The following is a 20,682-nucleotide window of genomic DNA, read 5'->3' as shown; positions in this document are numbered from 1 at the left end:
GCCAGGCGCGCGACTAGGCGGGAACCGCGTCGCCCAGCGCGGCGAGCACCGCCGCGCCGGCCTCGCCGGTCGTCGCGACACCGCCCAGGTCGCGCGTCCGGGCGCTGCCCTCGGCGACCGTGGCCGCGACCGCCCGCTCGAGGGCGTCGGCACCGCGCGGGCAGCCGTTCTCGCGCAGGAGCATCGCCCCCGAGAGGACGGTCGCCAGCGGGTTGGCGATCCCGCGACCCGCGATGTCCGGCGCGGATCCATGGACCGGCTCGAAGAAGCCGGGGACGTCCAGATCCGGTGCGACGTTCGCGCTCGGGGCCATCCCGAGGCCGCCGGCGAACGGCGCTCCCAGGTCGGACAGGATGTCGCCGAAGAGGTTCCCGCAGAGCACCACGCCGAGCGACTCCGGCCGGGCGACCATCCGCGTCGCCAGCGCGTCGACGTACATCTTCTCCAGCGCCACGTCCGGGAACTCCCGCTCGCCGATCGCGAAGACGACCTCGTCCCAGAGGCCGTAGCCGTGGCGGTTGACGTTCGACTTCGTCGCCAGCGTCAGGGTCTGGCCGCGCTCGCGCGCGTGGCCGAACCCGCAGCGGGCGATCCGCTCGATCGCCGGCCGCGAGTGGATCGCGACCTCGGTCGCGACCTCGAGCGGCGTTCCGCGATGGGTCCGGCCTCCGATCCCGGAGTACTCGCCCTCGGTGTTCTCCCGGACGACCAGGAAGTCGACCTTGGCCCCGTCGCGCGCCGGCGTCGACAGCCCCTCCCAGCCGACCACCGGCCGCAGGTTCGCGTACAGCTCCAGCCCCTTGCGCAACGGCAGCACCAGGCTCCAGACCGACTCCGCCGGATCGAGGTCGGGATGGCCGATCGCACCGAACAGGATCGCGTCGTGACGGCGAACGACGTCGAGCGCGTCGTCGGGCATCGCGCGGCCTGTCCGGATCTGCCGGTCGCCGCCCCAGTCCAGCTCGGTCAGGACGACCGCGACGCCGTCGACCGCGGCGGCGGCGACGATCGCCGGCAGCGACGCGTCGACCACCTCCGGCCCGACGCCGTCGCCGCGGACGACAGCGATCCGCAGCGTCTGCCCCGGCGCGCTCACAGGGCCACGCACACGTTCTTGACCTGGGTGTAGGCCAGCATCGCGTCCATCCCCTTGCCGCGCCCGTAACCCGAGCGCTTCATGCCGCCGAACGGGATCTCGACCCCACCGGCGACGCCGTAGCCGTTGACGAAGACCTGGCCGACCTGGAGCGCTCCGGCGACCCGCAGGGCCCGCGACAGGTCGCGGGTCCAGACGCCGGCGACCAGCCCGTACGGCGAGTCGTTGGCGAGCTCGATCGCCTGCTCGTCGTCGTCGAACGAGGTCGCCGCCAGGACCGGGCCGAAGACCTCCTCGCGGAACAGCTCCATCGCCGGAGTGACCCCGGTCACCAGGGTCGGCTCGACGTACCAGCCGTCCTCGAGGCCCGTCGGACGCCCACCGCCGCGCATGACGGTCGCGCCGTCGCCGCGCGCCGTCGCCAGCATCGTCAGCGCGCGGTCCAGCTGCTGCTGGGCGACCACCGGGCCAAGATCCGGATCCTCGCTCCCCGGCCCGATCCGCAGCCCATCGAGCGCCTCGCCGACCCGCTCGACGACCTCGTCGTGGATCGTGCGGTCGACCAGCAGCCGCGAGCCGGCCGAGCAGCTCTGGCCGGCGTTCTGGATCAGCGCCCTGACGACCGCGGGAACGACCCGATCGAGGTCGGCATCGGCGAAGACGACGTTCGGCGACTTGCCGCCCAACTCCAGCTCGACCGGGACCAGCCGGTCCGCGCAGGCGTGGGCGACCGTGGTCCCGGTCGCCGCCGAGCCGACGAAGGTCACGTGCGCGACATCGGGATGCGCCACCAGGGCGGCACCGGTCGCGCCGCGGCCGGTGACGATCCCGACGAGGCCCTCGGGGATCCCCGCCTCGATGGCCAGCGCCGCCCATCGCAGCGGCGTCTGCGACGCCAGCTCGGACGGCTTGACCACCACCGCGTTGCCGCCGGCCAGCGCCGGAGCCGCGACCCGCGTGATCATCTGCAGCGGGTAGTTCCAGGGGATGATCTGCCCGCAGACCCCCCACGGCTCGCGCAGCGTGTAGTCGACGACGTCGGGCCCGAGCGGGATCGACCGGCCCTCGAGCTTGTCGCAGGCGCCGGCGTAGAACTCCAGGTAGCGCACGGTGACGGCGACGTCGGCACGCGCCTGCGCCAGCGGCTTGCCGGTATCGCGGCACTCCAGCTGGGCCAGCTCCTCGCCGTCGCGCTCGACGAGCCTCGCCAGCCGGCTCAGCGCCGCCGCGCGGTTGACCGGGAAGCGCCAGTCGTGCGACGAGCGGAACGCGTCGCGGGCCGCGACCACCACGGCGCCGACCTGCTCCGGGCCCATCTCGACGTTCTCGGCGAACGGCTCGCGGGTCGCGGGGTCGACCGCGGGGAAGGTGGTCGCCATCAGAGGTCCCGCCCGCCGTCGACGTTGAGCGCGATCCCGGTCACGTAGCGCGCGTCGTCGGAGGCCAGATAGGCCACGGCCGCCGCCACGTCCTCGGCGTCGATCGCGGTCCCGAGCGGGATCGTCGCCGCCATCCGCTCCAGCAGCTCGTCCTCGTCGGCGAGCCGGAACTCGGTCAGCATCGGCGTCTTGACCGCGACCGGGTTGATCGCGTTGACGCGAATCCGGTCGGCGGCCAGCTCGAGCGCCAATGCCCGGGTCAGGCCGAGCACGCCGCTCTTCGCCGCGGCGTAGGCCGACAGCCCCGCCCGCGGGTGGATCGCGGAGGTCGACGCGGTGACGACGATCGCCCCGCCCCCGCGCTCGCGCAGCGCCGGCGCCGCGGCCTGCGCCCCGACGAAGAACGCCGTCAGGTTGACCGAGATCAGCCGATCCCACTCCTCGCGGGTCACCTCGGCGAGCGGCTTCGCCGCCTGCGCCAGCCCGGCGTTGTTGTGGAAGACGTCAAGGCCACCGAAGCGCTCGACGGCATGCGCGACGACGGCGGCGACCGCGTCGGCGTCCGTGACGTCCGCGCGCAGGCCGACCGCGCGCTCGTCGCCGATCAACGCGGCGGTGGCCTCGGCGGCCGCGACGTCGAGGTCCGAGGCGACGACCCGCGCGCCCTCTGCGGCCAGCCGCAGCGCGGTCGCGCGACCGATCCCCGACCCGGCGCCGGTGACGATCGCGACCCGGCCCTCGAGCCGCCGTGCGGTGGCTCCGGTCGGCGCCGGTCGCGGGGACGAGCCGTTGGCTGCGGTCTCAGGGGGCACTGGTGGTCACCTCGGGGGAGTGCGGGGGTTCAGGGGAGATGGTTGCGCGCCGACGGACCCGGGCGAGCAGCTCGCCGCCGGACTGCGAGAGCCAGACGCCGAGCAGGATCACCACGCCGTAGACGACCTTGAGGCCGGCGTCGCTGAGATGGAACAGCGGCAGCATCGCGCTGAGCACCGTCAGGGTCAGCGCCCCGGCGACGGTGCCCCAGTAGGTGCCGTGCCCGCCGAGGATCGACGCGCCACCGACGACGACGGCCGCGATCGACGCGAACAGGTACGGCTGGCCGATGTCGAGGTAGGTGTTGCCGACGTAGCCGGCCAGGATCACCCCGGCGAACGCCGCCGCCGCGCCGGAAAGGGCATAGGCGGCCAGCCGGACGCGGGCGACGTCGATGCCGGACAGCCGCGCGACCTCCTCGTTGGCGCCGACGGCGTAGATCCGGCGGCCGGCGGCCGAGCGCGACAGCAGCAGGCCGACCGCGACGGCGACCACCAGCCACACCCAGGCGACGATCGGCAGCGGGCCGAGCCGGTCGCTGGCGGCGCTGACGGCGGCCGCCGGGACCGGGCTCTTGCCGGAGCTGTCCAGCAGCCCGAGCGACAGCAGGTATGCCTGGACCAGGCCACCGACGGCGAGGGTCATGATGATCGGCGGGATCCGCAGGAACGCGACGCCGACGCCGTTCACGACGCCGATCAGCGCGCCGACGAGGACGACCAGCGCGATCGCGGCGCCGCCCGGCATCCCGCCGGTCGCCCAGTGCGAGAGCTGGATCCCGCCGAAGGCCATCAGCCACGGCACCGACAGGTCCATGCCGCCGCTGAGCACGACCAGGGTCTGGCCGAGCGCGGCGAAGCCGACGAAGCTGGCGAACACCAGCAGCTGACGGACGTTGTCGCCTGAGGCGAAGCCGGACGCGTGGAGCGTCGCGATCACGAACAGGACCGCGCAGAGCGCGAACGCCGAGACGGTCGACAGGTGGATGCGCGGAGCGCGCAGGCGGGTCATGGGGTCCTCCCCTCGGCCCGGCGCTCGACGAGCGCCCGGGCGGTCACCATCACCAGCAGCAGCAGCGCCGACGCGGCCACGCTGACCCAGACGTCGAGGTTCATCGCGCTGGCGATGTCGGAGATCAGGATCAGCGAGAACGCCGCCATCACCGACAGCCCGACGCCACCGGCCCCACCGCGGAGGCTGGTGCCGCCGATCACGACGGCCGACAGCGACATCAGGATGTAGGGGTCGCCGGCGGTCGGCGAGCCGGTCGACGTGGCGCCGGCGAGCATGATCCCGCCGACCGCCGCGCAGAGCCCGGCCAGCGCGTAGACGAGCAGCCGCACCCGGCGGACCGGGGTGCCGTTCAACCGCGCGCGCTCCTCGTCGTCGCCGACCGCGTAGATCTGGGTCCCGAAGCGACTGGTGCGCAGGACCCGCCACGCGAGCAGCAGCACCGCCACGATCACGATCGAGGCCGGGATCCCGGCGACGGTGCCGTTGAGGATCGACGTCAGCACCAGCGGCACCGCGCCGCCGTCGCTCGGCAGGATCATCAGCGCGACGCCGCCGTAGGCGGTCCAGGTGCCAAGGGTGGCGATGAAGGGCTGGAAGCCGAGGCCGGCGATCAGGACGCCGTTGATCGCGCCCATCGCCAGGCCGGCGACGAGCACCGCGAGCAGCAGCAGCTGGTGGTTGCCGCCCGCCGCCCCGACCCAGACCGCGGTCATCGTGTTGGCGACCGCGAAGACGCCGCCGACCGACAGGTCGATGCCGCGCACGAGCACGGCCAGCGTCTGGGCGGCCGCGACGAACAGCAGCGGCAGCGCGGTCTGCACCAGCAACCCGATCTGGGTGATGTCGGCGAGCGCCGGCTGCAGGCTCAGGTCGACGACGACCAGCGTCGCGAGCAGCAGCGTCGTGACCGCGATCCCCCAGTCGATCCGCGGGCGCGGCAGGCGCAACCGCCGCTCCACGGGAACGGTCGCCGTGCTCACGCGGCCACCTCCGCTCGGTCCGGGACGCTGCCGACCGCGAGCCGCAGGATCGCTTCCTCCGACAGCTCGCCGGACGGGACCTCGCCCACCAGCCGACCCTCGGCCATCACCAGCACGCGATCGCAGACGTTGGCGAGCTCGGAGAGGTCGCTGGAGTAGAGGACGATCCCGACGCCGCGGTCGGCGAGCTCGGCGATCAGCGTGAAGATCTCGGCCTTCGTGCCGACGTCGACCCCGCGGGTGCAGTCGTGCAGCAGCAGCACCGACGGGTCGGCCAGCAGCGCCTTGCCGAGGACGACCTTCTGCTGGTTGCCGCCGCTGAGGGCCGAGACCGGAGATCCGAGCCGATCGTGGGCGACGCCGACCTGGGTCGCCTGGGCGGCAGCCGCCGTCGCCTCGCGAGCGGCGTCGATCAGGCCGCCGGGGCGGGTGAACCGCGGCAGCGATCCGACGGTCAGGTTGCGGGCCACCGGGTCGGCCAGCAGCAGCCCCTCGCGCTGGCGGTCCTCGGGCACGAGCGTCACGCCGTCGGCGATCGCCCGCTTGGGGCTGGTTCCGGCGTACGGGGCATCGCGCAGGCGGGCGCTCCCGCTCCACGGCACCGCGCCGCCGAGCGCCATCAGCAGCTCGCGCTGGCCCTGGCCCTGGAGGCCGCCGATCCCCAGCACCTCGCCCTCGTGCAGGGTCAGGTCGAGCGGGCCGACGCGGTCGCCGACGGACAGGTCGGAGACCCGCAACAGCGGACCGGCCGGCGCGCCGCCGCGCCGCGGGTAGAGGCGCTCGACCCGACGGCCCAGCATCGCGGCGATCAGCTCGTCGTCGTCGGCCTCGGCGGTCGGCACGGCCAGCACGTCGTCGCCGCCGCGCAGGACGGTGACCCGCTCGGCGTGCGCGCGGACCTCGGCCAGGCGGTGCGTGATCAGCAGCACCACCGCTCCGGCCTCGGCGGCGCGGCGACCCTGCCCGAGGACCCAGGCGCTGTCCTCGGCCGACAGCGCCGAGGTCGCCTCGTCGAGGATCAGGACCCGCGGGGTCTCGCGCAGCGCCTTGACGACCTCGAGCAGCTGACGGTCGCCGAGCGCGAGCGTGCCGAGCCGGCGGTCGACGTCGATCCGCTCGAGCCCGAAGCGGGCCAGCAGCTCGCGTGCCTGGTCGCGCAGGCGGCGGCCGCGGACGTGGCCGAGCAGCGCGGTCGGCTCGGCGCCGTAGAGCAGGTTCTCCGCCACCGTCAGCTGCGGCAGCGTGCTGAGCTCCTGGAAGACCGTGCGAACGCCGGCCGCCGTCGAGGCGGTCGGCCGTCCGAGCGTCAGCGGCTCGCCATCGAGCGTGACGCTTCCCGCGTCGGCGCGCGTGACGCCCGAGAGGATCTTCATCAGCGTCGACTTGCCGGCACCGTTCTCGCCCAGCAGGCCGTGGATCTCGCCACCGCGCGCCTCGAGCCCGACGCCGCGGAGCACGTCCACGGCGCCGTAGCTCTTGCGCAGCCCGGCGACCTTCAGGAGACGCATCGCGCGCTCCTTCCCCGGCGGGCGCCCTCCGGCGCCCGCCGATCGTCATGGGTGGCCGCGCCGGTCACTTCCCGAGCACGTCGGCGGCGGTGATGTCGTGGGCGCCGAAGCTGATCGGGGTGACCAGCGAGTCGGCCCCGTCGGGGTAGTAGTTCTCCCCGGCCTTCAGGGTCTCGAGCTTCTGCGTGTGCGGGAAGTCGATCTGGCCGGCCTCCGAGACGTAGTTGGTGTCGAAGTAGACCTCCTGCTTCGGCTGCTGGCCGCCGTCGAGGACCTTGACGATCCGCTCGATCGCCATGCCCGAAACGAACGCCGGCGCACCGATGAAGAAGCACTTCAGCTTCTCGGTCGCGCACTGCTTCTGGCCGCCGTTGAAGTCGAGGCCCGTCATCGGGACCATCGGCCGGCCGGCCTGCTTCAGGGCCTTGATGTCGCTCGCGACGTAGGCCCCGGACAGGATCCCGTCGATCTTGGGGTTGCGGGCCAGCTGGGCGGACACGCCCTGCAGCTCCGGGCCGGGGGCGTACTGGCTGCTGAACGTGCCCACGACCTCGATCCCCGGGTACTTCTCGGCCAGGACCTTCTTCCAGACCTTGACGTAGGTCTCCGACAGCGGGATCCCCGGCAGACCGGTGTCCATCAGGATCTTGCCCTTGCCCTTCAGCTGGGTGCCGAGCCAGTTGACGGCGTCGGTCGCCTGGGCCTCGTAGTCCTGCGGCAGCTTGTAGGCGCAGGGGGCGGTGACGACCTGGTCGAAGCTGAAGACGAGGATGCCGGCCTTGCAGGCCTGCTCCAGCGTCGGGTTCAGCGCCGTCGCCGAGGCGGCGTCGATCATGATCGCGTCGGGCTTCTTGCGGATGACGCTCTGCAGCGACTGGATCTGGGCGGCGGGCGTCGCGTCGCTGATCCGGACGTCGAGCTTCACCTTGTCCCGGTAGTCCGCCGACCCGGCGACGAACTTCGCCACGTTGACCATCTGCGGGCGCCACTCGTTGCCCATGTAGTTGTTGCTCAGGACGATCTCGTGGCGCTTGCCCGAGCCTCCGCCTGAACCGGCGCCGCCGCTGTCGTCGCCGCTCCCGCAGCTCGACAGCGTCAAGGCGCCGGCGACCGCTGCTGCGAGCAGCGTCGCTCCTCGTACCGACATCTCTCTCTCCTCTGTGAAGCCAGGCCCGCAGGCCGCGTCGTCAGGACGCGGCCGGCTCCCCGGCGCTCTGCAACGTGAAGTCCCGCCAGCCCATGCCGTCCCGCGGCACGACGTCGACCCACAGCGAGGCGGCGCACGACGGGCAGACCTGCTGCTGGACGGCGAGCTCCTCGTGGACGGCGATCAGCGGGCTGGCCTGCTCGGGCCGCAGGACGATCGTCCCGGTGAGGGCCCGCCAGTCGGCCCCGACCGGCCCCAGCTCGGCCGCGCAGTGCGCGCACTCGACGAGCGAGCGGCCGTCGCGCCGGACGAACCGCAACGCATCGCCCCAGGTGCCCTCCTGGATGGTCGCGCCGGCGGCGGGTGCCTGGCCCGGCGGGATCATCGCGGCACGGCGCTCGTCGCGCAGCGCGGCACGGCGGGCCGTGGTCGCCACCTCGTCGATGGCATCGCCGCTCGTGACGACGCCGTAGATGTCGCGCGCGGTCTCGGGCGTGACCGCACCGTCGAGCAGGTCGCGCAGGACCCGCTCGGGCTCGCGATCGAGCGGATCGCCGTAGCCGCCGCCGTTCTGCAGCCGGACGTTGACGATCTCGCCGGCCTTGATGATCGCGCCCGAGGTGACGCTCGGCAGGATCACGTGGTCGCCCCCGGCCGCGTCGAGCCGGGTGATCGCGCGGCCGGCGCGCAGCTCCGCGAGGGCGTCGACGCCGGAGACCATCTCGTAGCGGGCAACCGATCCGGGGTAGCCGCCGAAGATCCCGGTCCGGTTGGGCAGCGCGCAGCCGTGAGTCGCCAGGACGCCCGAGACCTCGTCCGTGTCGTAGGGGACGAGCGCGAACTCGATCCCGTTGCCGCCGCGGTTGCGGCCGGCGCCACCGGAGTCGGCGACCTCGCGCCGCCACAGGTACAGGAGCGGCTGACCGATCTCATGCTGCTCGACGTCCTGCGTGCCGCCGCCGAGGATCACCATCGCACCGCCGGAGTCGACGCCGTCGCGATCGGCGAACGCCGGTCCGCCCCACAGCAGCGAGTCCATGTACATCGAGGCGAACGGCTCGCCGTACTGGTTGAGACCGCCGAACTGGCCCAGCTGCCACGAGCCGTCGCCGGGCCCGAAGGCCAGGCCCTTGTGGTCCTCGCTGAAGCTGACCATCTTGGCGATGCAGCCGGCGGCGGCGTTCATCGCGACCCAGTTGGCACCGGCCGCGCCGCCCGAGACCGGCGTCGGCGGCTGGGCGGTGACGCAGAGCCCGTCGCGGGCCTTGACCGTCACCGGCCGCATCAGCCCGTGGTTCCACTGCAGGTCGGAGCCGAACAGGCACAGCATCAAGGTCGCGACGGCGCCGACCGTGCCGGCCCGGGTCGCCATGCCGTAGGCGGCGCTCTGCTCGTCCGAGCCGTCGTAGTCGAAGGTCAGCTCGTCGCCGGACTTCGTCAGACGGCAGCTGACGGTCACCAGCTCGGACTCCGGCGCCCCCGGGTCGCTGCTGGTCTGCGGACGGTCGAGGTAGCTGGTGTGCTCGAAGGTCCCGTCGGGCAGCTCCTGCAGCAGCTCGCGCAGGCCGCGCTCGGAGGCGGCGATCGACTGGCCCATGACCGCCTTGACCGTGTCCCCGCCGTAGCGGTCGCAGAGCTCGGTCAGGCGCTCGCCGGAGACCTTCAGGCCGGCGAGGAACGCGGTGAAGTCGTTGGAGACGACGAACGGCATCCGCGAATTCGCGATGACGACGTCCCACAGCTCCTGGTTGACCTTGCCCTCGCGGACGATCCGGCCGGGCGGGATCCGCAGGCCCTCCTGGTACACGTCGGTCGCTGTCGGGCACCAGCTGCCGGCGTCCATCCCGCCGAGGTCGACCTGGTGGGCCATGCAGCCGATCCAGGCGATCAGCTCGCCGTCGTGGAAGAACGGGGCGCAGAACTGGACGTCGTTCTGGTGCTCGGCGGCGATGTAGGGGTCGTTGACGATGAAGACGTCGCCCTCGGCGATGTCGTCGAAGCGCGAGAGGAACTCGCGGATCGCCATCGCGCCGGTGTAGATCGGCACGAGCAGGTAGACCCCGACGACGGCCATCTCGCCGTCGGCGGCGTAGATGCCGAAGTTGTAGTCGGTGGCGTGGACCGCGGGCGAGCCCGAGACGTGCGTCATCGTCTGCGAGCCCTCCTCGTTGATCGACCACAGCTTGTGGCGGATGACCTCGAAGGTGATCGGGTCGACGCCCGCGGCGCTGCCGGCCGGGGCCGTGATCTCGGTGGTGCTCATGGCGTTCGTCCTCTCCCCTGCTCAGGCCGCCAGCCGGATGACCAGGCTGCCGCGATCGTCGACCGAGGCCCGCTGGCCGTCGCCGACGACGATGGTGGTGTCCTTCATCTCGACGACGGCGAGGCCGTCGATCTCCAGTCCCGGCCGCAGCGCCTCGTGACGCAGCACGCGGGCGTCGCGCCACGCGCCGTCGGAGAAGATCGCCCGCGTCGTCTCCTCCGCCGCCGCCGCGGCCCCCGGATCGAAGGTCCGCAGCGTCGGGCGCGCGGCCGGGCTGCGGCCGACGACCCGGAAGGTGGTCATCTCGATCCCCGCGGCCTCGAACGCCGAGCCCTCGCCGAAGCGCGCCTCGTAGCTCTCGATGAAGCGCGCGACCAGCGCCCGGATGGTGTCGGCGTCGATCGGCCCGTCGGGGATCGGCACCGACAGCTCGTTGATCTGGAACCGGAAGCGCATCTCGGCGACGCGGGTCAGACGGATCGCCTCGGGGGCCGCGCCCGCGCGCTCGAGCCGCGCGGTCGCGGCCGCGCTGAGCTTGTCGAAGCGCGCCTGGACGCCGGCCGGGTCGAGCGCCGCGGCGTGGTCGACGGTTCCGGGCGGGCTGAGGATCGGGTCCGACAGCTCCTCGGTCGCGATCAGGTCCGCGGCGGCGACGCCGAAGGCCGAGTGGACCGATGCCGTCAGCGGCACGACGATCGTGCCGATGCCGAGCTCGCGACCGTAGGAGAAGGCGTGCGTCGGACCGGCGCCGCCGTAGGCGTAGAGGGCGAAGTCGGCCGGGTCGTAGCCCTGCTCGATCGTGGCGGCCCGGATCAGGTCGGCCATCCGGGCGTCGACGATCGTCTTGATCCCCTCCGCCGCCTCCTCGATCCCGAGCCCGAGCGGCTCGGCGACGTGGATCCGGATCGCCTCGCGGGCGGCCTCGACGTCGAGCTTCAGCCGCCCGCCGAGGAAGTTGTCGGGGTTCAGGTAGCCGAGCACCGCGTCGGCGTCGGCGACCGTCGGGCGGGTGCCGCCGCGGCCGTAGCAGGCCGATCCGGGGACGGCGCCCGCGCTCTCGGGCCCGACGCGCAGCAGCCCGCCGGAGACCGACGCGATCGAGCCCGAGCCGGCGCCGACCGTGCGGACGGAGACCGAGGGCAGGGCGATCTCGTGGCGGCCGACCCAGGTCGAGTTGGCGATGTGCGCCTCGCCGTCGAGGATCAGGCCGACCTCGAAGCTGGTCCCGCCCATGTCGGTCGCGACGATGTTGCGCTGGCCGTCGAGGTCGCCGTAGTACTGGCAGGCGACGACGCCGCCGACCGGACCGGACATCACCGTCGAGGCGGCCTGCTCGTCGATCTCCGAGATCGGCGTCAGCCCGCCGCCGGACTGCATCAGCAGCGGTTCGGTCCGCATCCCGCCGTCGCGCAGGCGACCGTCGAGGCTGCGGACGGCGCGGCGGACGACCGGGCGCAGGCTGGCGTTGAGCGCGGTCGTGACCGAGCGCTTGTACTCGCCCATCCGCGGCAGCAGCTGGCTGGACAGCGAGACCAGCGCGTCCGGCGCCTCCTCGGCGACGATCTCGGCGACCCGCCGCTCGTGGGCGTCGTTCTTGAACGACCACAGCAGCGAGACGGCGAAGGTCTCGGCGCCGGCGTCGCGCAGGCGGCGGACGGTCGCCCGGACGTCCTGCTCGTCGAGCGGCAGGATCACGCGCCCGCGGTAGTCGACGCGCTCGGTGACCTCGCCGATCAGCCGCTTGGGCACGACCAGCTCCTGCTTGACCAGCGAGCGGAAGCTCTTGATCGCGTCCTCGTCGAGTCCGAGCGACTTGAAGCCGCGCATGATCGGGACCGTGTCGCCGAAGCCCCGGGTCTGGATCAGGCCGACGGTCGCGCGCTTGCCCTCGAGCATCGCGTTGGTGGCGACGGTGGTGCCGTGGGCGAACAGCGAGACGCTGCGCAGCAGCTCGGCGAGGTCCTGCCCGCGCTCGTCGGCGGCCAGCTCGAGCGTGGCCAGGACGCCCTGCGCGGGATCGTCGGGGACGGTCGGGGCCTTGTAGCGGCCGATCTCGCCGTCGGCGTCGATCGTGACGGTGTCGGTGAACGTGCCGCCGATGTCGGAGGCGACCAGCAGGGTGCTCATCGGAGGGGGTCCTTCTCGGGGTCGTCGGCCACGCTCGCGGCGAGCTGGTCGATGGTCACGCGGATGTGGGCGCGCGCGGCGGACTCGGCGGCGTCCTCGTCACCGGCGGCGATCGCCGCGACGATCGCCTCGTGCTCGGCGACGGACGTGCGCACGCGGTCGAACGCGATCCGCCGTGCCGGGGTGAAGACCTGGGCGGTCAGCGGGATCAGCGACAGCTGCGCGACGACGAAGTCGTTGCCGGCGATGTCGACGATCGCGGTGTGGAAGGCGACGTTGGCCCGCGTATAGGTGCCGATGTCCGGCTCCTGGAGCGCGGCTCGCTGATCGTCCAGGTGCGCCTCGAGCACCGCCAGGTCGCGGGCCTCGGCACGGCGGGCGGCGAGCCGCGCGGCCAGGCCGTCGAGCACCTCCCGAACCTCGTAGCCGGCGAGCAGGGTGCGCGCGTCGACCGAGACGACGCGGACGCCGCGCCCGGGCTCGCTGCGCACCAGCCCCTCGCTCTCGAGCACCCGCAGCGCCTCGCGCAGGGGGGTCCGGCTGATGTCCAGGTCGGCGGCCAGCTGCTCCTGCCGGAGCGCCGCCCCGGGGGCGTAGACGCCGGCGTAGATGCGCTCGCGCAGCACGTCGGTCACCTCGTCGACGAGGCGCACGCGCCCGCGCCATTCGATCTGCCCCGTCTCGAGCGGGTTGCCCACGTTCTCTCTCCCTTGCTCCGCCTGCGTCCTGGATTTTGTATCCAGGATTCAGGATGCGGGCAGTATCGGCCGCGACCGGGCCGTTGTCAAGGAGAACTGTGCGACTGGGCACACCGACGGCCCCGCGCCGGGGGCGGGGGGGGCGGGGCGGGGAGGACGGCCACCGCACCGTGGAGCGCGGCGGTCCGACGGCGTCAGCCGGCGTCCGGCACGCCGTGCTTCGCCACCACCCGGTCGTAGTTGATCCGCATCAGGGCGATCGCGTCGTCGACGTCGGCCTGGTCGCGCAGGGCGCGGGCACCCCAGGCCGGCTTGTCCGGCGCGACCGGGTGGGGCCCGACGCGACCGGCGGCGCGGAGCGCGGCGCCGACCTCCTTGGGGAAGCCGAAGTGGGCGACGCGATCGCCGTGCAGGTGGCCGATCTCGCGACGACCGACGCGGAAGCCGAGCTCGCCGCGCTCGCCGAGGCCGGAGGTGACGCCAGGCCAGGCCGTGACGTGGTCCGCGATCTGCTGGCTGGCCGGACGCGGCGGGGCGTCGGGCGGGGTGGTGCTGGTGGCCGTCATGGCGATGCTCCTCGGGTCTCGGATGCGGTCTGCCCGAGGATGAACCCTCAACCGCACTTGAAGTCAAGGCTCCGGCTCTATCCTGCGCCAGATGGCCGGCCACGAGACCCCCGCCACCCGTGCCGCGCGACAGGCGGGCATCGCGTTCGAGATCCACGAGTACGAGCACGATCCGTCGGTGGCCTCGTACGGGCTCGAGGCCGCGCAGGCGCTCGGGCTCGATCCGGCCCGGGTCTTCAAGACGCTGCTGGTCCAGCGCGCGGATCAGCCGACGGTCTGCGTCCTGCCCGTCTCGGCCACGCTCGACCTGCGGGCGCTCGGCAAGCGCACGGCGATGCTCGACCCCCAGCGGGCAGAGTCGCTGACCGGCTACGTCACCGGCGGGATCAGCCCCGTCGGCCAGCGACGGCGGCTGCCGACGCTGCTCGACGAGAGCGCCGAGGCCCACGACACGATCGCGGTCAGCGCCGGCCGCCGTGGGCTGGAGATCGAGCTGGCACCCGCCGACCTGGTCGCGCTGACCGGAGCCGACGTCCGGCGGCTGACGCGCGACGAGTAGCGGCGCGGGCGGGCGGCCGCGCCGCTGCGGGCAGGCGCTTCCCTCGCGCGCTCCTCCTCGCCGCACCGACGATCGTCCGGGCCGCACGTCGGGCGCGGCGCGTCGCCGGTAGCGTGACGGGCGTGGCCGCTCCGCTGTTCCGTGTCGTCGCCGTACCCGCCGCGCTGAACGGCGCGCCCGAGTCGTGGGCGGCCGACATGCTCGGCGACGGCGAGGTCGCGGTGCTGGTCGACGAGGGCGGGCTCGGCGCGATCGACGAGGTCGCGCGGGCGATCGGGGCGACGGCGATCTCGGTCGTGCGGACCGAGGCGACGCCCGAGGAGCAGGAGCGGACCGTGATCGCCCACGCCGGCGGCCTGGCGCTGGTCTGGATCGCCGGCGGCTTCAGCGACGCCGCTCGCGAGTGGGCGACCAAGCGCGCCCCGATGACGCTGCTGGTCGAGGTCGACGGCGCGCTGCCCGAGCAGGAGCGCCACCGGATCGAGCGCTTCGTCCGGATCCTCGGCGGCCAGGCCGCCTAGACCCCCAACCGGTCGCCGAGCGCGGTCAGGGTCTCCCCCAGTCCGGCGTCGATCCGCAGGGTCGCCTCGCCGTCGCCGCGGGTCGGGCCGCGCGTGACGATCGCGACCGGGATTCCGCGCGCCGCGGCGCGACGGACGAACCGGTAGCCGGAGAAGACCTTCAGCGAGGACCCGAGCACCAGCAGCGCGGCGGCCCGGTCGGTGAGGTCGAAGCAGCGCTCGACCCGGGCCCTGGGCACCGATTCGCCGAAGAAGACGACGTCCGGCTTGAGCGTGTCCTGCGCGCAGACCAGGCATCGCGGGACGACGAACGACGCGACCTCGAGGTCGTTCAGGGCGACGTCGCCGTCGGGACGGATCTCGTGGTCGGCGGCGACGAACGAGGGGTTGTCGCGGCGCATCCGCCGCTCGAGATCCCAGCGGCTGCTGCGGTCCCGGCAGGTCAGGCAGACCACGTCGGCGAGCGAGCCGTGCAACTCGACCACGTCGCGGGTGCCCGCGCGCTGATGGAGCCCGTCGACGTTCTGCGTGATCACCGAGCCGACGTGGCCGGCGCCCTGCAGCCGCGCGATCGCCTCGTGTCCGGCGTTGGGGACGACCGACGAGAACCGCTGCCAGCCGACGAACGCCCGCGCCCAGTAGCGCTGGCGCGCGGCCGAGCTGTCGGTGAACTCGCGGAACTGCATCGGCGTCACCCGCCGCTCCCCGTCGGGACCGCGGTAGTCGGGGATCCCGGAGTCGGTCGAGACGCCGGCGCCGGTGAGCACGAGGACGTCGCCGGTCGCGAGCAGGTCGACGAGCGGGTCGAGGCCGGCGTCGATCGTCGACAGCGGTCGCGTGTCGTCGGTGGTGCTCACGAGCGGCGCGGCTCGTCCCACCGCTCGAGGGCCCGGAGCACCGCTTGCGTGAGCATGTTGCTGCGCTCGACCTGGCGTTCGAGGACCGTCGTGTGGCGTTCCAACGCCGCCGTGTTGCGCCCGAGGACCTCTCCCTGCCGCTGGAGCGCGGGCACCGTCGCCGCCAGCAGGTCGACGTGCACCTCCAGACGGCGGTCCATGCTGATCAGCGTGCGCTTGATCTGCTCGAGCGTCTTCGCGATCGACATGGTCCAATGGTGTCAGGGCCGCTGTGCCGGAACAACGGGTCGTCTGTATCGAGAGCGAGGCGAGATCGTGTCGAATGCGAGGATCCAGCGATGGCCGATCCCGCCGACCCGGTCCGCGCCGACCGCTGGCTCTGGGCCGCGCGGTTCTTCAAGACCCGGGCGCTGGCCGTCGAGGCGATCGGGGCCGGCCACGTCCAGCGCGACGGCAAGCCGCTCAAGCCCTCGCGACTGGTCGGGCCCGGCGACGAGCTGACGATCACCGTCGGCCAGCAGCGGTTCCGTGTCGTCGTGCGCGCGACCGCCCAGCGCCGCGGGCCGGCCAGCGAGGCGGTCAGGCTCTACGAGGAATCGGCCGAGAGCCGCGCCGAGCGCGAGCGGCTGGCCGAGCAGCGACGGCTGGCGGCGCCGCTCGGCGCCGATCTGGGACGACGGCCGACGAAGCGCGATCGGCGGCGGATGGAGCAGGAGCGCGGGCGCCTAGGCGGCTAGTACCAGCGCCCGCTCTTGCGCTTGGTCGTCAGGTAGACCGAGCGCTTGCCGCGCAGGCAGAAGCCCTGGACGCCACCGGGCGAGCCCGCGCAGCGCCAGCCGCCGCCGACGGAGAACTGCCCGGACCCGCGCGACGGGCGCCACGAGCGGAAGAAGCGGCGCCCGACGGTCTTGGCCGAGCGACAGGAGACCGAACGCGGGGCGAAGACGCCCGCCTTGACCGTCTTCCCCCGCTTCTTGGCGGTGATCGCCCCGCAGCCGCGGTTGCCTGACGCCGCCCCCGCCGTGACCGGCGAAGCGGCCCCGGTGAACCCGAGGGCGAGTGCGGTGGTGAGCACCGGGGCGAGCAGACGTCGACGCACGAGCATGGGCGCATCCTTACGGAGCCACGATCGTTTGACAACCGCGCACGGGGACCGGCACGGATGTGAAACACCAGAGGATCTGTTGCGGAGCCCCGTCGCGAGGACGCGATCCAGGCCGAACGACGGTCACGCGGGCCCGGTCGTCCAACGCTGCGCCAGGCCGCGAAGGGCCGCATAGTCCCGCTCGGGATCGCACTGCCCGGGCGGGTCGCCGGTCCCCAGGAGGTCGGTCCGCTCGATCGTCCGTCGGATCTGGCGGCAGACGCTCGAGACCGTCGCGCGCTCCAGCCGCGGCCCCTCGTCGTGCGCCTCGCGAAGGGCCTCGCCGAACCAGTCCAGGTCGGCGAACAGCGCCACGTCACCGGCGACGCCCGAGCGATCCTGCTGCGCGGCCACGCCCAGCGTCACGACCAGGCCCAGGTGCTCGGTCTCCAACAGGAACGACGTGAAGCGATGCGCCCCTGCCTCCCAGCAGAGGCGCGCACCACGCCGTGCCCTGGGCCGCGCGTCGCCGAGCCACCAGCTGGGCTCGTCGACGCCGGTCGCCGCGAGGCGATCCCCGGCCGCGCGGGCCTCGGGCACGACGCCGTTGCTGCCGCCGAGCTGCAGCGCCCGCAACGCGGCCAGGGAGACGGCGTCGCCCTGTCGCTCGAGCACGGCGGCGTAGCAGCGGCCGACCCGCCGCTCGACGACCACGCCGGGCGCTACGGTCTCCGTCCCCGGCGACCACCACACCCCGCAGGCCCGAGATCCCAGCAGCGAGGCGTCGAGCGGGTCGCCGACGTCGGTCACCAGCTCCCGCAGCGTCTCGATCGCGCCCTCGGCGATCGCCTCCGTGGCCCGGAGCCTCCACGCGGGTTCGTTGATCGGCGGTCGACTGGACGGCAGCGGACCCTCGGGCGACGGGAGACTCATGGCCACAACGTTCGCCCGAGCGCCTGTGCCGGATCCAGGGTCGATCCGTGCCGATTTCGTGCCGAAGTAGGGGCGATTCGGCAGCAGCCGGTCCACTGCAGAAGGCAAGGGCCAGCGAACCCGGGCCGCCCGGGCTGAGGCTCGGCAGCCCTCGACTGGATCGTGGATCGATCGTGCGTCCGCGACACCCGTCGCAGCTCAAGCCGGGCGGGCGGGCCGTCGGAGAGAGACGGTGAGCTTGAGCGACGACGACGGCCAGATCGAGCGGGGCACGCCCGGCGCCAGTGCCCGCCGCGAGCATGAGCGGCGGCGCGCGAAGCGCGAGCAGCGAGTTCGCGAGCGTTACCCGCGACTCGGCACGGTCGTCCTCGCCCTCAGCAACGAACCGACGCATGAGACGGCCTGGGCCCGCGGAGCCGCCGGCGAGGAACAGGTCGCGCAGGCGCTTGCGACGCACCTGGCTGACGGAGCCGTGGTCCTGCACGATCGTCGCATCCCGCGCAGCCGCGCGAACATCGACCACATCGTCATCGCCCGGTCGGGCGTCTGGGTGATCGACAGCAAGCGGTACGTGGGCAAGGTCGCAGTTCGCAAGCCCCTGTTCGGAGACGAGCGGCTGACGATCGCCGGCCGCGACAAGACCGCGCTGGTCGAAGGGCTCGCCACGCAGGCGTCGCTGGTCGAGGCCGTCGTCCACGAGACCGCACCCGAGGTGCCCGTTCGCGGGGCGCTGTGCTTCGTCGAGGCCGACCTTCCCCTGATCGGCACGCTGCGCTGCAAGGGCTACCCGCTGGTGTACCCACGGGCGTTGGCGAAGGGGATCAACGCCGGGGGCACGCTGGGCGACGATCTGGTCCGGGCGCTCGCTGGCGAGTTGGCGACGCGGTTTCCCGTCGCCTAGCGGTCAGTGGCTGGTCAGCGGTCAGTCGAAGGTGCAGATCGTCCGCGACCCGCTCCAGCTGAACCACTTGCCCAGCCGACCGCCGGGCTTCGACACGACCCGCGCCCGCAGCTTCAGGTAGGCCCGCTGGCTGGTGCCCGGGCAGGTGCCGCGGCCGCTCGCGCGCAGCTGGATCCGGCCGAGGCGGCGGTAGTAGCCGCCCTCGGGCCGGTAGATCGGGGTGTAGCCGCGGCCGGTGGCGATCCGGTGGCCCCAGCCGGTCCAGCGGATCCGCTCGACGCGGCCGCTGGGGGCGCCGCCGTTGAAGATCACGCGCGGCTTGGCGGTGCCGAAGCCGCTGCCGTTGGGGGCGTAGGCGGCGTTGCCGAGGACGATCGTCCCGGCCGAGGCGGGCGCCGCCAGGGCCGGCGGCGCGAGCAGGCCGGCCGTGACGGCGATCGCCGCGGCGGCCCTCGCCCGCCGTCGCCGTCGTCCGTGCTCCTGGTTCCCGGTCACCTCACGCATCGCTGCAGCCTAGGACGGCACGCGGGGGAAGGCGCCGATCGGACGGCCCACGAGTGGAGGGGAGCGCGCCCGTTCCCGGCTCGATCGCCCCGGTTCGACACTCGGCTGCCGCGCGCGCCGCCGCGGCCGTACGATCGCGCGACACCACCCGACCCCCGGACCACAGACACCGCATGAGCGATCGCACGACGAAGTTCCTGCTCTCCGAGGACCAGATCCCGAGCCACTGGATCAACCTCCTCCCAGAGCTGCCCGGCGGGGCGCTGCCGCCGCTGAGCCCGGCCACGATGCAGCCCGCCGGCCCGGACGACCTGGCGGCGATCTTCCCGCCCCAGGTGATCGAGCAGGAGGTCTCCTCCGAGCACGAGATCGCGATCCCCGAGCCCGTCCGCGAGGCGCTCGGCCTGTGGCGGCCGACGCCGCTCTTCCGCGCCCACCGGCTGGAGGAGGCCGTCGGCACGCGGTCGCGGATCTACTACAAGTACGAGGGCGTCTCCCCCGCCGGGTCGCACAAGCCCAACAGCGCGATCGCGCAGGCCTACTACAACCAGCAGGCCGGGATCGCGAAGCTGACGACCGAGACCGGCGCCGGCCAGTGGGGCAGCGCGCTGTCGTTCGCCGGGGCGATGTTCGGCCTCGAGATCGAGATCTACATGGTCGGCTCCTCGTACGACCAGAAGCCGTACCGCCGCTCGATGATGCGCACCTGGGGCGCAGAGGTGCACCGCTCGCCGAGCGACCGCACCGAGGCGGGCCGGCAGAACGCCGCGTTCGAGACCGGCTCGCTCGGGATCGCGATCAGCGAGGCGGTCGAGCTGGCCGCGCAGCGCCCCGACACGAACTACTCGCTCGGCTCGGTGCTGAACCACGTGCTCCTGCACCAGACCGTGATCGGCCAGGAGACGATCGCCCAGCTGGCGCTCGCCGGCGACACCCCCGACGTGGTCGTCGCGTCGGCCGGCGGCGGGTCGAACTTCGCGGGGATCGCGTTCCCGTGGTGGCGCGAGAAGCAGCGCCGGGGCCTGGGCACGCGCTTCGTCGCCACCGAGCCGGCCGCCTGCCCGACCCTGACCCAGGGCGTCTACGGCTACGACTTCGGCGACGCCTCGGGCCTGACGCCGCTGCTGCCGATGCACACGCTCGGCCACGGCTTCGTCCCGCCGCCGGTCCACGCCGGCGGCCTGCGCTACCACGGGATGGCACCGCTGCTGTCGGCGATGGTCCGGGCCGGCGAGGTCGAGGCGCGGGCGGTCCGCCAGAACGAGACCTTCGAGGCCGCGCTGACCTTCGCTCGCGCCGAGGGCATCGTGCCGGCGCCCGAGTCCGCCCATGCCGTCCGCTCGGCGCTGATCGAGGCCGAGCGCGCCGACGAGGCGGGCGAGGAGCGGACGATCCTCTTCCTGCTCTCCGGCCACGGCCACTTCGACATGGCCGCCTACGACGCCTACCTGGCCGGCGACCTGGAGGACCCCGAGTTCTCGCCCGAGGAGCGTGACCGCGCCCTGGCCGAGCTGCCGGCGGGGGCGCCGGCGATCGCGTAGCGGAGCCCGGGAGCGCCGCGCCGGGAGCATGCCGGCGCGGGCTCGCCGCACGACGGCCCGTCGGTGCGAGCCCGGCGGGCCGGAGCCGGGAGGCCAGGTCGAGCGAGCCGGCGGGCCGCGGTCCAGATCAGCGCTCAGCCCGCAGCCGCACCGTGCGCTGGCGACCCGGCGCGTCGGCGGCGCGGGCCCGC

General features: G+C 73.5%; 21 protein-coding genes. 5 read left to right on the top strand and 16 right to left on the bottom strand.

All coding sequences use genetic code 11. The features are described 5' to 3' along the window. Nucleotides 1-13: 13 nt before the first annotated feature. The 11 genes from PAI11_RS14015 to PAI11_RS13965 form a co-directional block, all read right to left on the bottom strand. Nucleotides 14-1,096, bottom strand: a complete 1,083-nt coding sequence (locus PAI11_RS14015) for an isocitrate/isopropylmalate dehydrogenase family protein (RefSeq protein ID WP_007575882.1) — start codon at nucleotides 1,094-1,096, stop codon at nucleotides 14-16. Beyond that, a complete protein-coding gene (locus tag PAI11_RS14010) occupies nucleotides 1,093-2,475 on the bottom strand; it encodes an aldehyde dehydrogenase family protein (protein WP_007575880.1) in 1,383 nt (460 codons plus the stop codon). The genes PAI11_RS14015 and PAI11_RS14010 overlap by 4 nt, the downstream gene beginning before the upstream one ends. Further along, nucleotides 2,475-3,287 (bottom strand): SDR family oxidoreductase, encoded by an 813-nt coding sequence (locus tag PAI11_RS14005; protein ID WP_007575878.1) that lies wholly within the window; start codon nucleotides 3,285-3,287, stop codon nucleotides 2,475-2,477. The genes PAI11_RS14010 and PAI11_RS14005 overlap by 1 nt, the downstream gene beginning before the upstream one ends. Further along, nucleotides 3,277-4,299, bottom strand: a complete 1,023-nt coding sequence (locus PAI11_RS14000) for an ABC transporter permease (protein WP_007575876.1) — start codon at nucleotides 4,297-4,299, stop codon at nucleotides 3,277-3,279. The genes PAI11_RS14005 and PAI11_RS14000 overlap by 11 nt, the downstream gene beginning before the upstream one ends. Next, the gene (locus PAI11_RS27305) at nucleotides 4,296-5,282 is read right to left on the bottom strand and encodes an ABC transporter permease (protein WP_007575874.1); all 987 of its coding nucleotides are present in this window, start codon (nucleotides 5,280-5,282) and stop codon (nucleotides 4,296-4,298) included. The genes PAI11_RS14000 and PAI11_RS27305 overlap by 4 nt, the downstream gene beginning before the upstream one ends. Next, on the bottom strand, nucleotides 5,279-6,790 hold the full coding sequence (locus tag PAI11_RS13990) for a sugar ABC transporter ATP-binding protein (RefSeq protein ID WP_007575872.1): 1,512 nt from the start codon (nucleotides 6,788-6,790) through the stop codon (nucleotides 5,279-5,281). Before PAI11_RS13990 ends, PAI11_RS27305 begins: the two co-directional genes overlap by 4 nt. A 64-nt stretch (nucleotides 6,791-6,854) precedes the next feature. After that, on the bottom strand, nucleotides 6,855-7,937 hold the full coding sequence (locus PAI11_RS13985) for a substrate-binding domain-containing protein (RefSeq protein WP_081488431.1): 1,083 nt from the start codon (nucleotides 7,935-7,937) through the stop codon (nucleotides 6,855-6,857). A 40-nt stretch (nucleotides 7,938-7,977) separates the two neighbouring features. Next, nucleotides 7,978-10,200, bottom strand: a complete 2,223-nt coding sequence (locus tag PAI11_RS13980) for a hydantoinase B/oxoprolinase family protein (RefSeq protein ID WP_007575868.1) — start codon at nucleotides 10,198-10,200, stop codon at nucleotides 7,978-7,980. 21 nt (nucleotides 10,201-10,221) lie between these two features. After that, a complete protein-coding gene (locus tag PAI11_RS13975) occupies nucleotides 10,222-12,327 on the bottom strand; it encodes a hydantoinase/oxoprolinase family protein (protein WP_007575866.1) in 2,106 nt (701 codons plus the stop codon). Beyond that, a complete protein-coding gene (locus PAI11_RS13970) occupies nucleotides 12,324-13,025 on the bottom strand; it encodes a GntR family transcriptional regulator (protein WP_007575864.1) in 702 nt (233 codons plus the stop codon). The genes PAI11_RS13975 and PAI11_RS13970 overlap by 4 nt, the downstream gene beginning before the upstream one ends. A 194-nt stretch (nucleotides 13,026-13,219) precedes the next feature. Continuing rightward, on the bottom strand, nucleotides 13,220-13,591 hold the full coding sequence (locus PAI11_RS13965; RefSeq protein ID WP_007575862.1) for a luciferase domain-containing protein: 372 nt from the start codon (nucleotides 13,589-13,591) through the stop codon (nucleotides 13,220-13,222). Between the two features lie 91 nt (nucleotides 13,592-13,682). On the opposite strand from PAI11_RS13965, the gene ybaK reads away from it, so the two are divergent. Together ybaK and PAI11_RS13955 are read left to right on the top strand one after the other, a co-directional pair. Beyond that, a complete protein-coding gene (ybaK, locus tag PAI11_RS13960; RefSeq protein WP_007575860.1) occupies nucleotides 13,683-14,150 on the top strand; it encodes a Cys-tRNA(Pro) deacylase in 468 nt (155 codons plus the stop codon). Nucleotides 14,151-14,272: 122 nt separating this feature from the next. Continuing rightward, complete coding sequence (locus tag PAI11_RS13955) at nucleotides 14,273-14,671, top strand: hypothetical protein (RefSeq protein WP_007575858.1); 399 nt, start codon at nucleotides 14,273-14,275, stop codon at nucleotides 14,669-14,671. Here the strand turns inward: PAI11_RS13955 and PAI11_RS13950 are convergent. Together PAI11_RS13950 and PAI11_RS13945 are read right to left on the bottom strand one after the other, a co-directional pair. Further along, a complete protein-coding gene (locus PAI11_RS13950) occupies nucleotides 14,668-15,528 on the bottom strand; it encodes an NAD-dependent protein deacetylase (protein ID WP_007575856.1) in 861 nt (286 codons plus the stop codon). The genes PAI11_RS13955 and PAI11_RS13950 overlap by 4 nt on opposite strands. After that, complete coding sequence (locus PAI11_RS13945) at nucleotides 15,525-15,776, bottom strand: hypothetical protein (protein ID WP_007575853.1); 252 nt, start codon at nucleotides 15,774-15,776, stop codon at nucleotides 15,525-15,527. The genes PAI11_RS13950 and PAI11_RS13945 overlap by 4 nt, the downstream gene beginning before the upstream one ends. Before the next feature lie 90 nt (nucleotides 15,777-15,866). On the opposite strand from PAI11_RS13945, the gene PAI11_RS13940 reads away from it, so the two are divergent. Continuing rightward, nucleotides 15,867-16,265, top strand: coding sequence for an RNA-binding S4 domain-containing protein (locus tag PAI11_RS13940; protein ID WP_007575851.1), 399 nt, complete (start codon nucleotides 15,867-15,869; stop codon nucleotides 16,263-16,265). Here PAI11_RS13940 and PAI11_RS13935 read toward each other — a convergent pair. Together PAI11_RS13935 and PAI11_RS13930 are read right to left on the bottom strand one after the other, a co-directional pair. After that, nucleotides 16,262-16,633: a hypothetical protein gene (locus tag PAI11_RS13935; protein ID WP_007575849.1), complete on the bottom strand. Its 372-nt coding sequence runs from the start codon at nucleotides 16,631-16,633 to the stop codon at nucleotides 16,262-16,264. The two genes, PAI11_RS13940 and PAI11_RS13935, sit on opposite strands and share 4 nt — an antisense overlap. Nucleotides 16,634-16,756: 123 nt before the next feature. Beyond that, entirely contained in the window at nucleotides 16,757-17,545 is a 789-nt protein-coding gene (locus tag PAI11_RS13930) for a hypothetical protein (RefSeq protein ID WP_040600309.1), read from the bottom strand. Nucleotides 17,546-17,783: 238 nt separating this feature from the next. Here PAI11_RS13930 and PAI11_RS13925 point away from each other — a divergent pair, with 238 nt between their 5' ends. Further along, nucleotides 17,784-18,446, top strand: a complete 663-nt coding sequence (locus PAI11_RS13925) for a nuclease-related domain-containing protein (RefSeq protein WP_007575844.1) — start codon at nucleotides 17,784-17,786, stop codon at nucleotides 18,444-18,446. 21 nt (nucleotides 18,447-18,467) lie between these two features. Here PAI11_RS13925 and PAI11_RS13920 read toward each other — a convergent pair whose 3' ends face one another. Further along, on the bottom strand, nucleotides 18,468-18,950 hold the full coding sequence (locus PAI11_RS13920) for a hypothetical protein (protein ID WP_007575842.1): 483 nt from the start codon (nucleotides 18,948-18,950) through the stop codon (nucleotides 18,468-18,470). Nucleotides 18,951-19,123: 173 nt separating this feature from the next. On the opposite strand from PAI11_RS13920, the gene PAI11_RS13915 reads away from it, so the two are divergent. After that, on the top strand, nucleotides 19,124-20,491 hold the full coding sequence (locus PAI11_RS13915; RefSeq protein WP_007575839.1) for a TrpB-like pyridoxal phosphate-dependent enzyme: 1,368 nt from the start codon (nucleotides 19,124-19,126) through the stop codon (nucleotides 20,489-20,491). Nucleotides 20,492-20,682: the final 191 nt, after the last annotated feature.

The organism is Patulibacter medicamentivorans (genome assembly GCF_000240225.1).
In the GTDB taxonomy this organism is placed as follows: domain Bacteria; phylum Actinomycetota; class Thermoleophilia; order Solirubrobacterales; family Solirubrobacteraceae; genus Patulibacter; species Patulibacter medicamentivorans.
The sequence above is the reverse complement of the archived record's forward strand: the minus strand, read 5'-3'. Positions and strand labels throughout refer to the sequence as shown.

Coding starts and splice junctions, on each gene's coding strand:
- PAI11_RS13980 (WP_007575868.1), bottom strand. CDS start 10,200: ATGAGCACCACCGAGATCACGGCCCCGGCCGGCAGCGCCGCGGGCGTC.
- PAI11_RS13945 (WP_007575853.1), bottom strand. CDS start 15,776: ATGTCGATCGCGAAGACGCTCGAGCAGATCAAGCGCACGCTGATCAGC.
- PAI11_RS13920 (WP_007575842.1), bottom strand. CDS start 18,950: ATGCGTGAGGTGACCGGGAACCAGGAGCACGGACGACGGCGACGGCGG.
- PAI11_RS13975 (WP_007575866.1), bottom strand. CDS start 12,327: ATGAGCACCCTGCTGGTCGCCTCCGACATCGGCGGCACGTTCACCGAC.
- PAI11_RS13930 (WP_040600309.1), bottom strand. CDS start 17,545: ATGAGTCTCCCGTCGCCCGAGGGTCCGCTGCCGTCCAGTCGACCGCCG.
- PAI11_RS13985 (WP_081488431.1), bottom strand. CDS start 7,937: ATGTCGGTACGAGGAGCGACGCTGCTCGCAGCAGCGGTCGCCGGCGCC.
- PAI11_RS13990 (WP_007575872.1), bottom strand. CDS start 6,790: ATGCGTCTCCTGAAGGTCGCCGGGCTGCGCAAGAGCTACGGCGCCGTG.
- ybaK (WP_007575860.1), top strand. CDS start 13,683: ATGGCCGGCCACGAGACCCCCGCCACCCGTGCCGCGCGACAGGCGGGC.
- PAI11_RS13965 (WP_007575862.1), bottom strand. CDS start 13,591: ATGACGGCCACCAGCACCACCCCGCCCGACGCCCCGCCGCGTCCGGCC.
- PAI11_RS14000 (WP_007575876.1), bottom strand. CDS start 4,299: ATGACCCGCCTGCGCGCTCCGCGCATCCACCTGTCGACCGTCTCGGCG.
- PAI11_RS13915 (WP_007575839.1), top strand. CDS start 19,124: ATGAGCGATCGCACGACGAAGTTCCTGCTCTCCGAGGACCAGATCCCG.
- PAI11_RS13940 (WP_007575851.1), top strand. CDS start 15,867: ATGGCCGATCCCGCCGACCCGGTCCGCGCCGACCGCTGGCTCTGGGCC.
- PAI11_RS14010 (WP_007575880.1), bottom strand. CDS start 2,475: ATGGCGACCACCTTCCCCGCGGTCGACCCCGCGACCCGCGAGCCGTTC.
- PAI11_RS13935 (WP_007575849.1), bottom strand. CDS start 16,633: ATGCTCGTGCGTCGACGTCTGCTCGCCCCGGTGCTCACCACCGCACTC.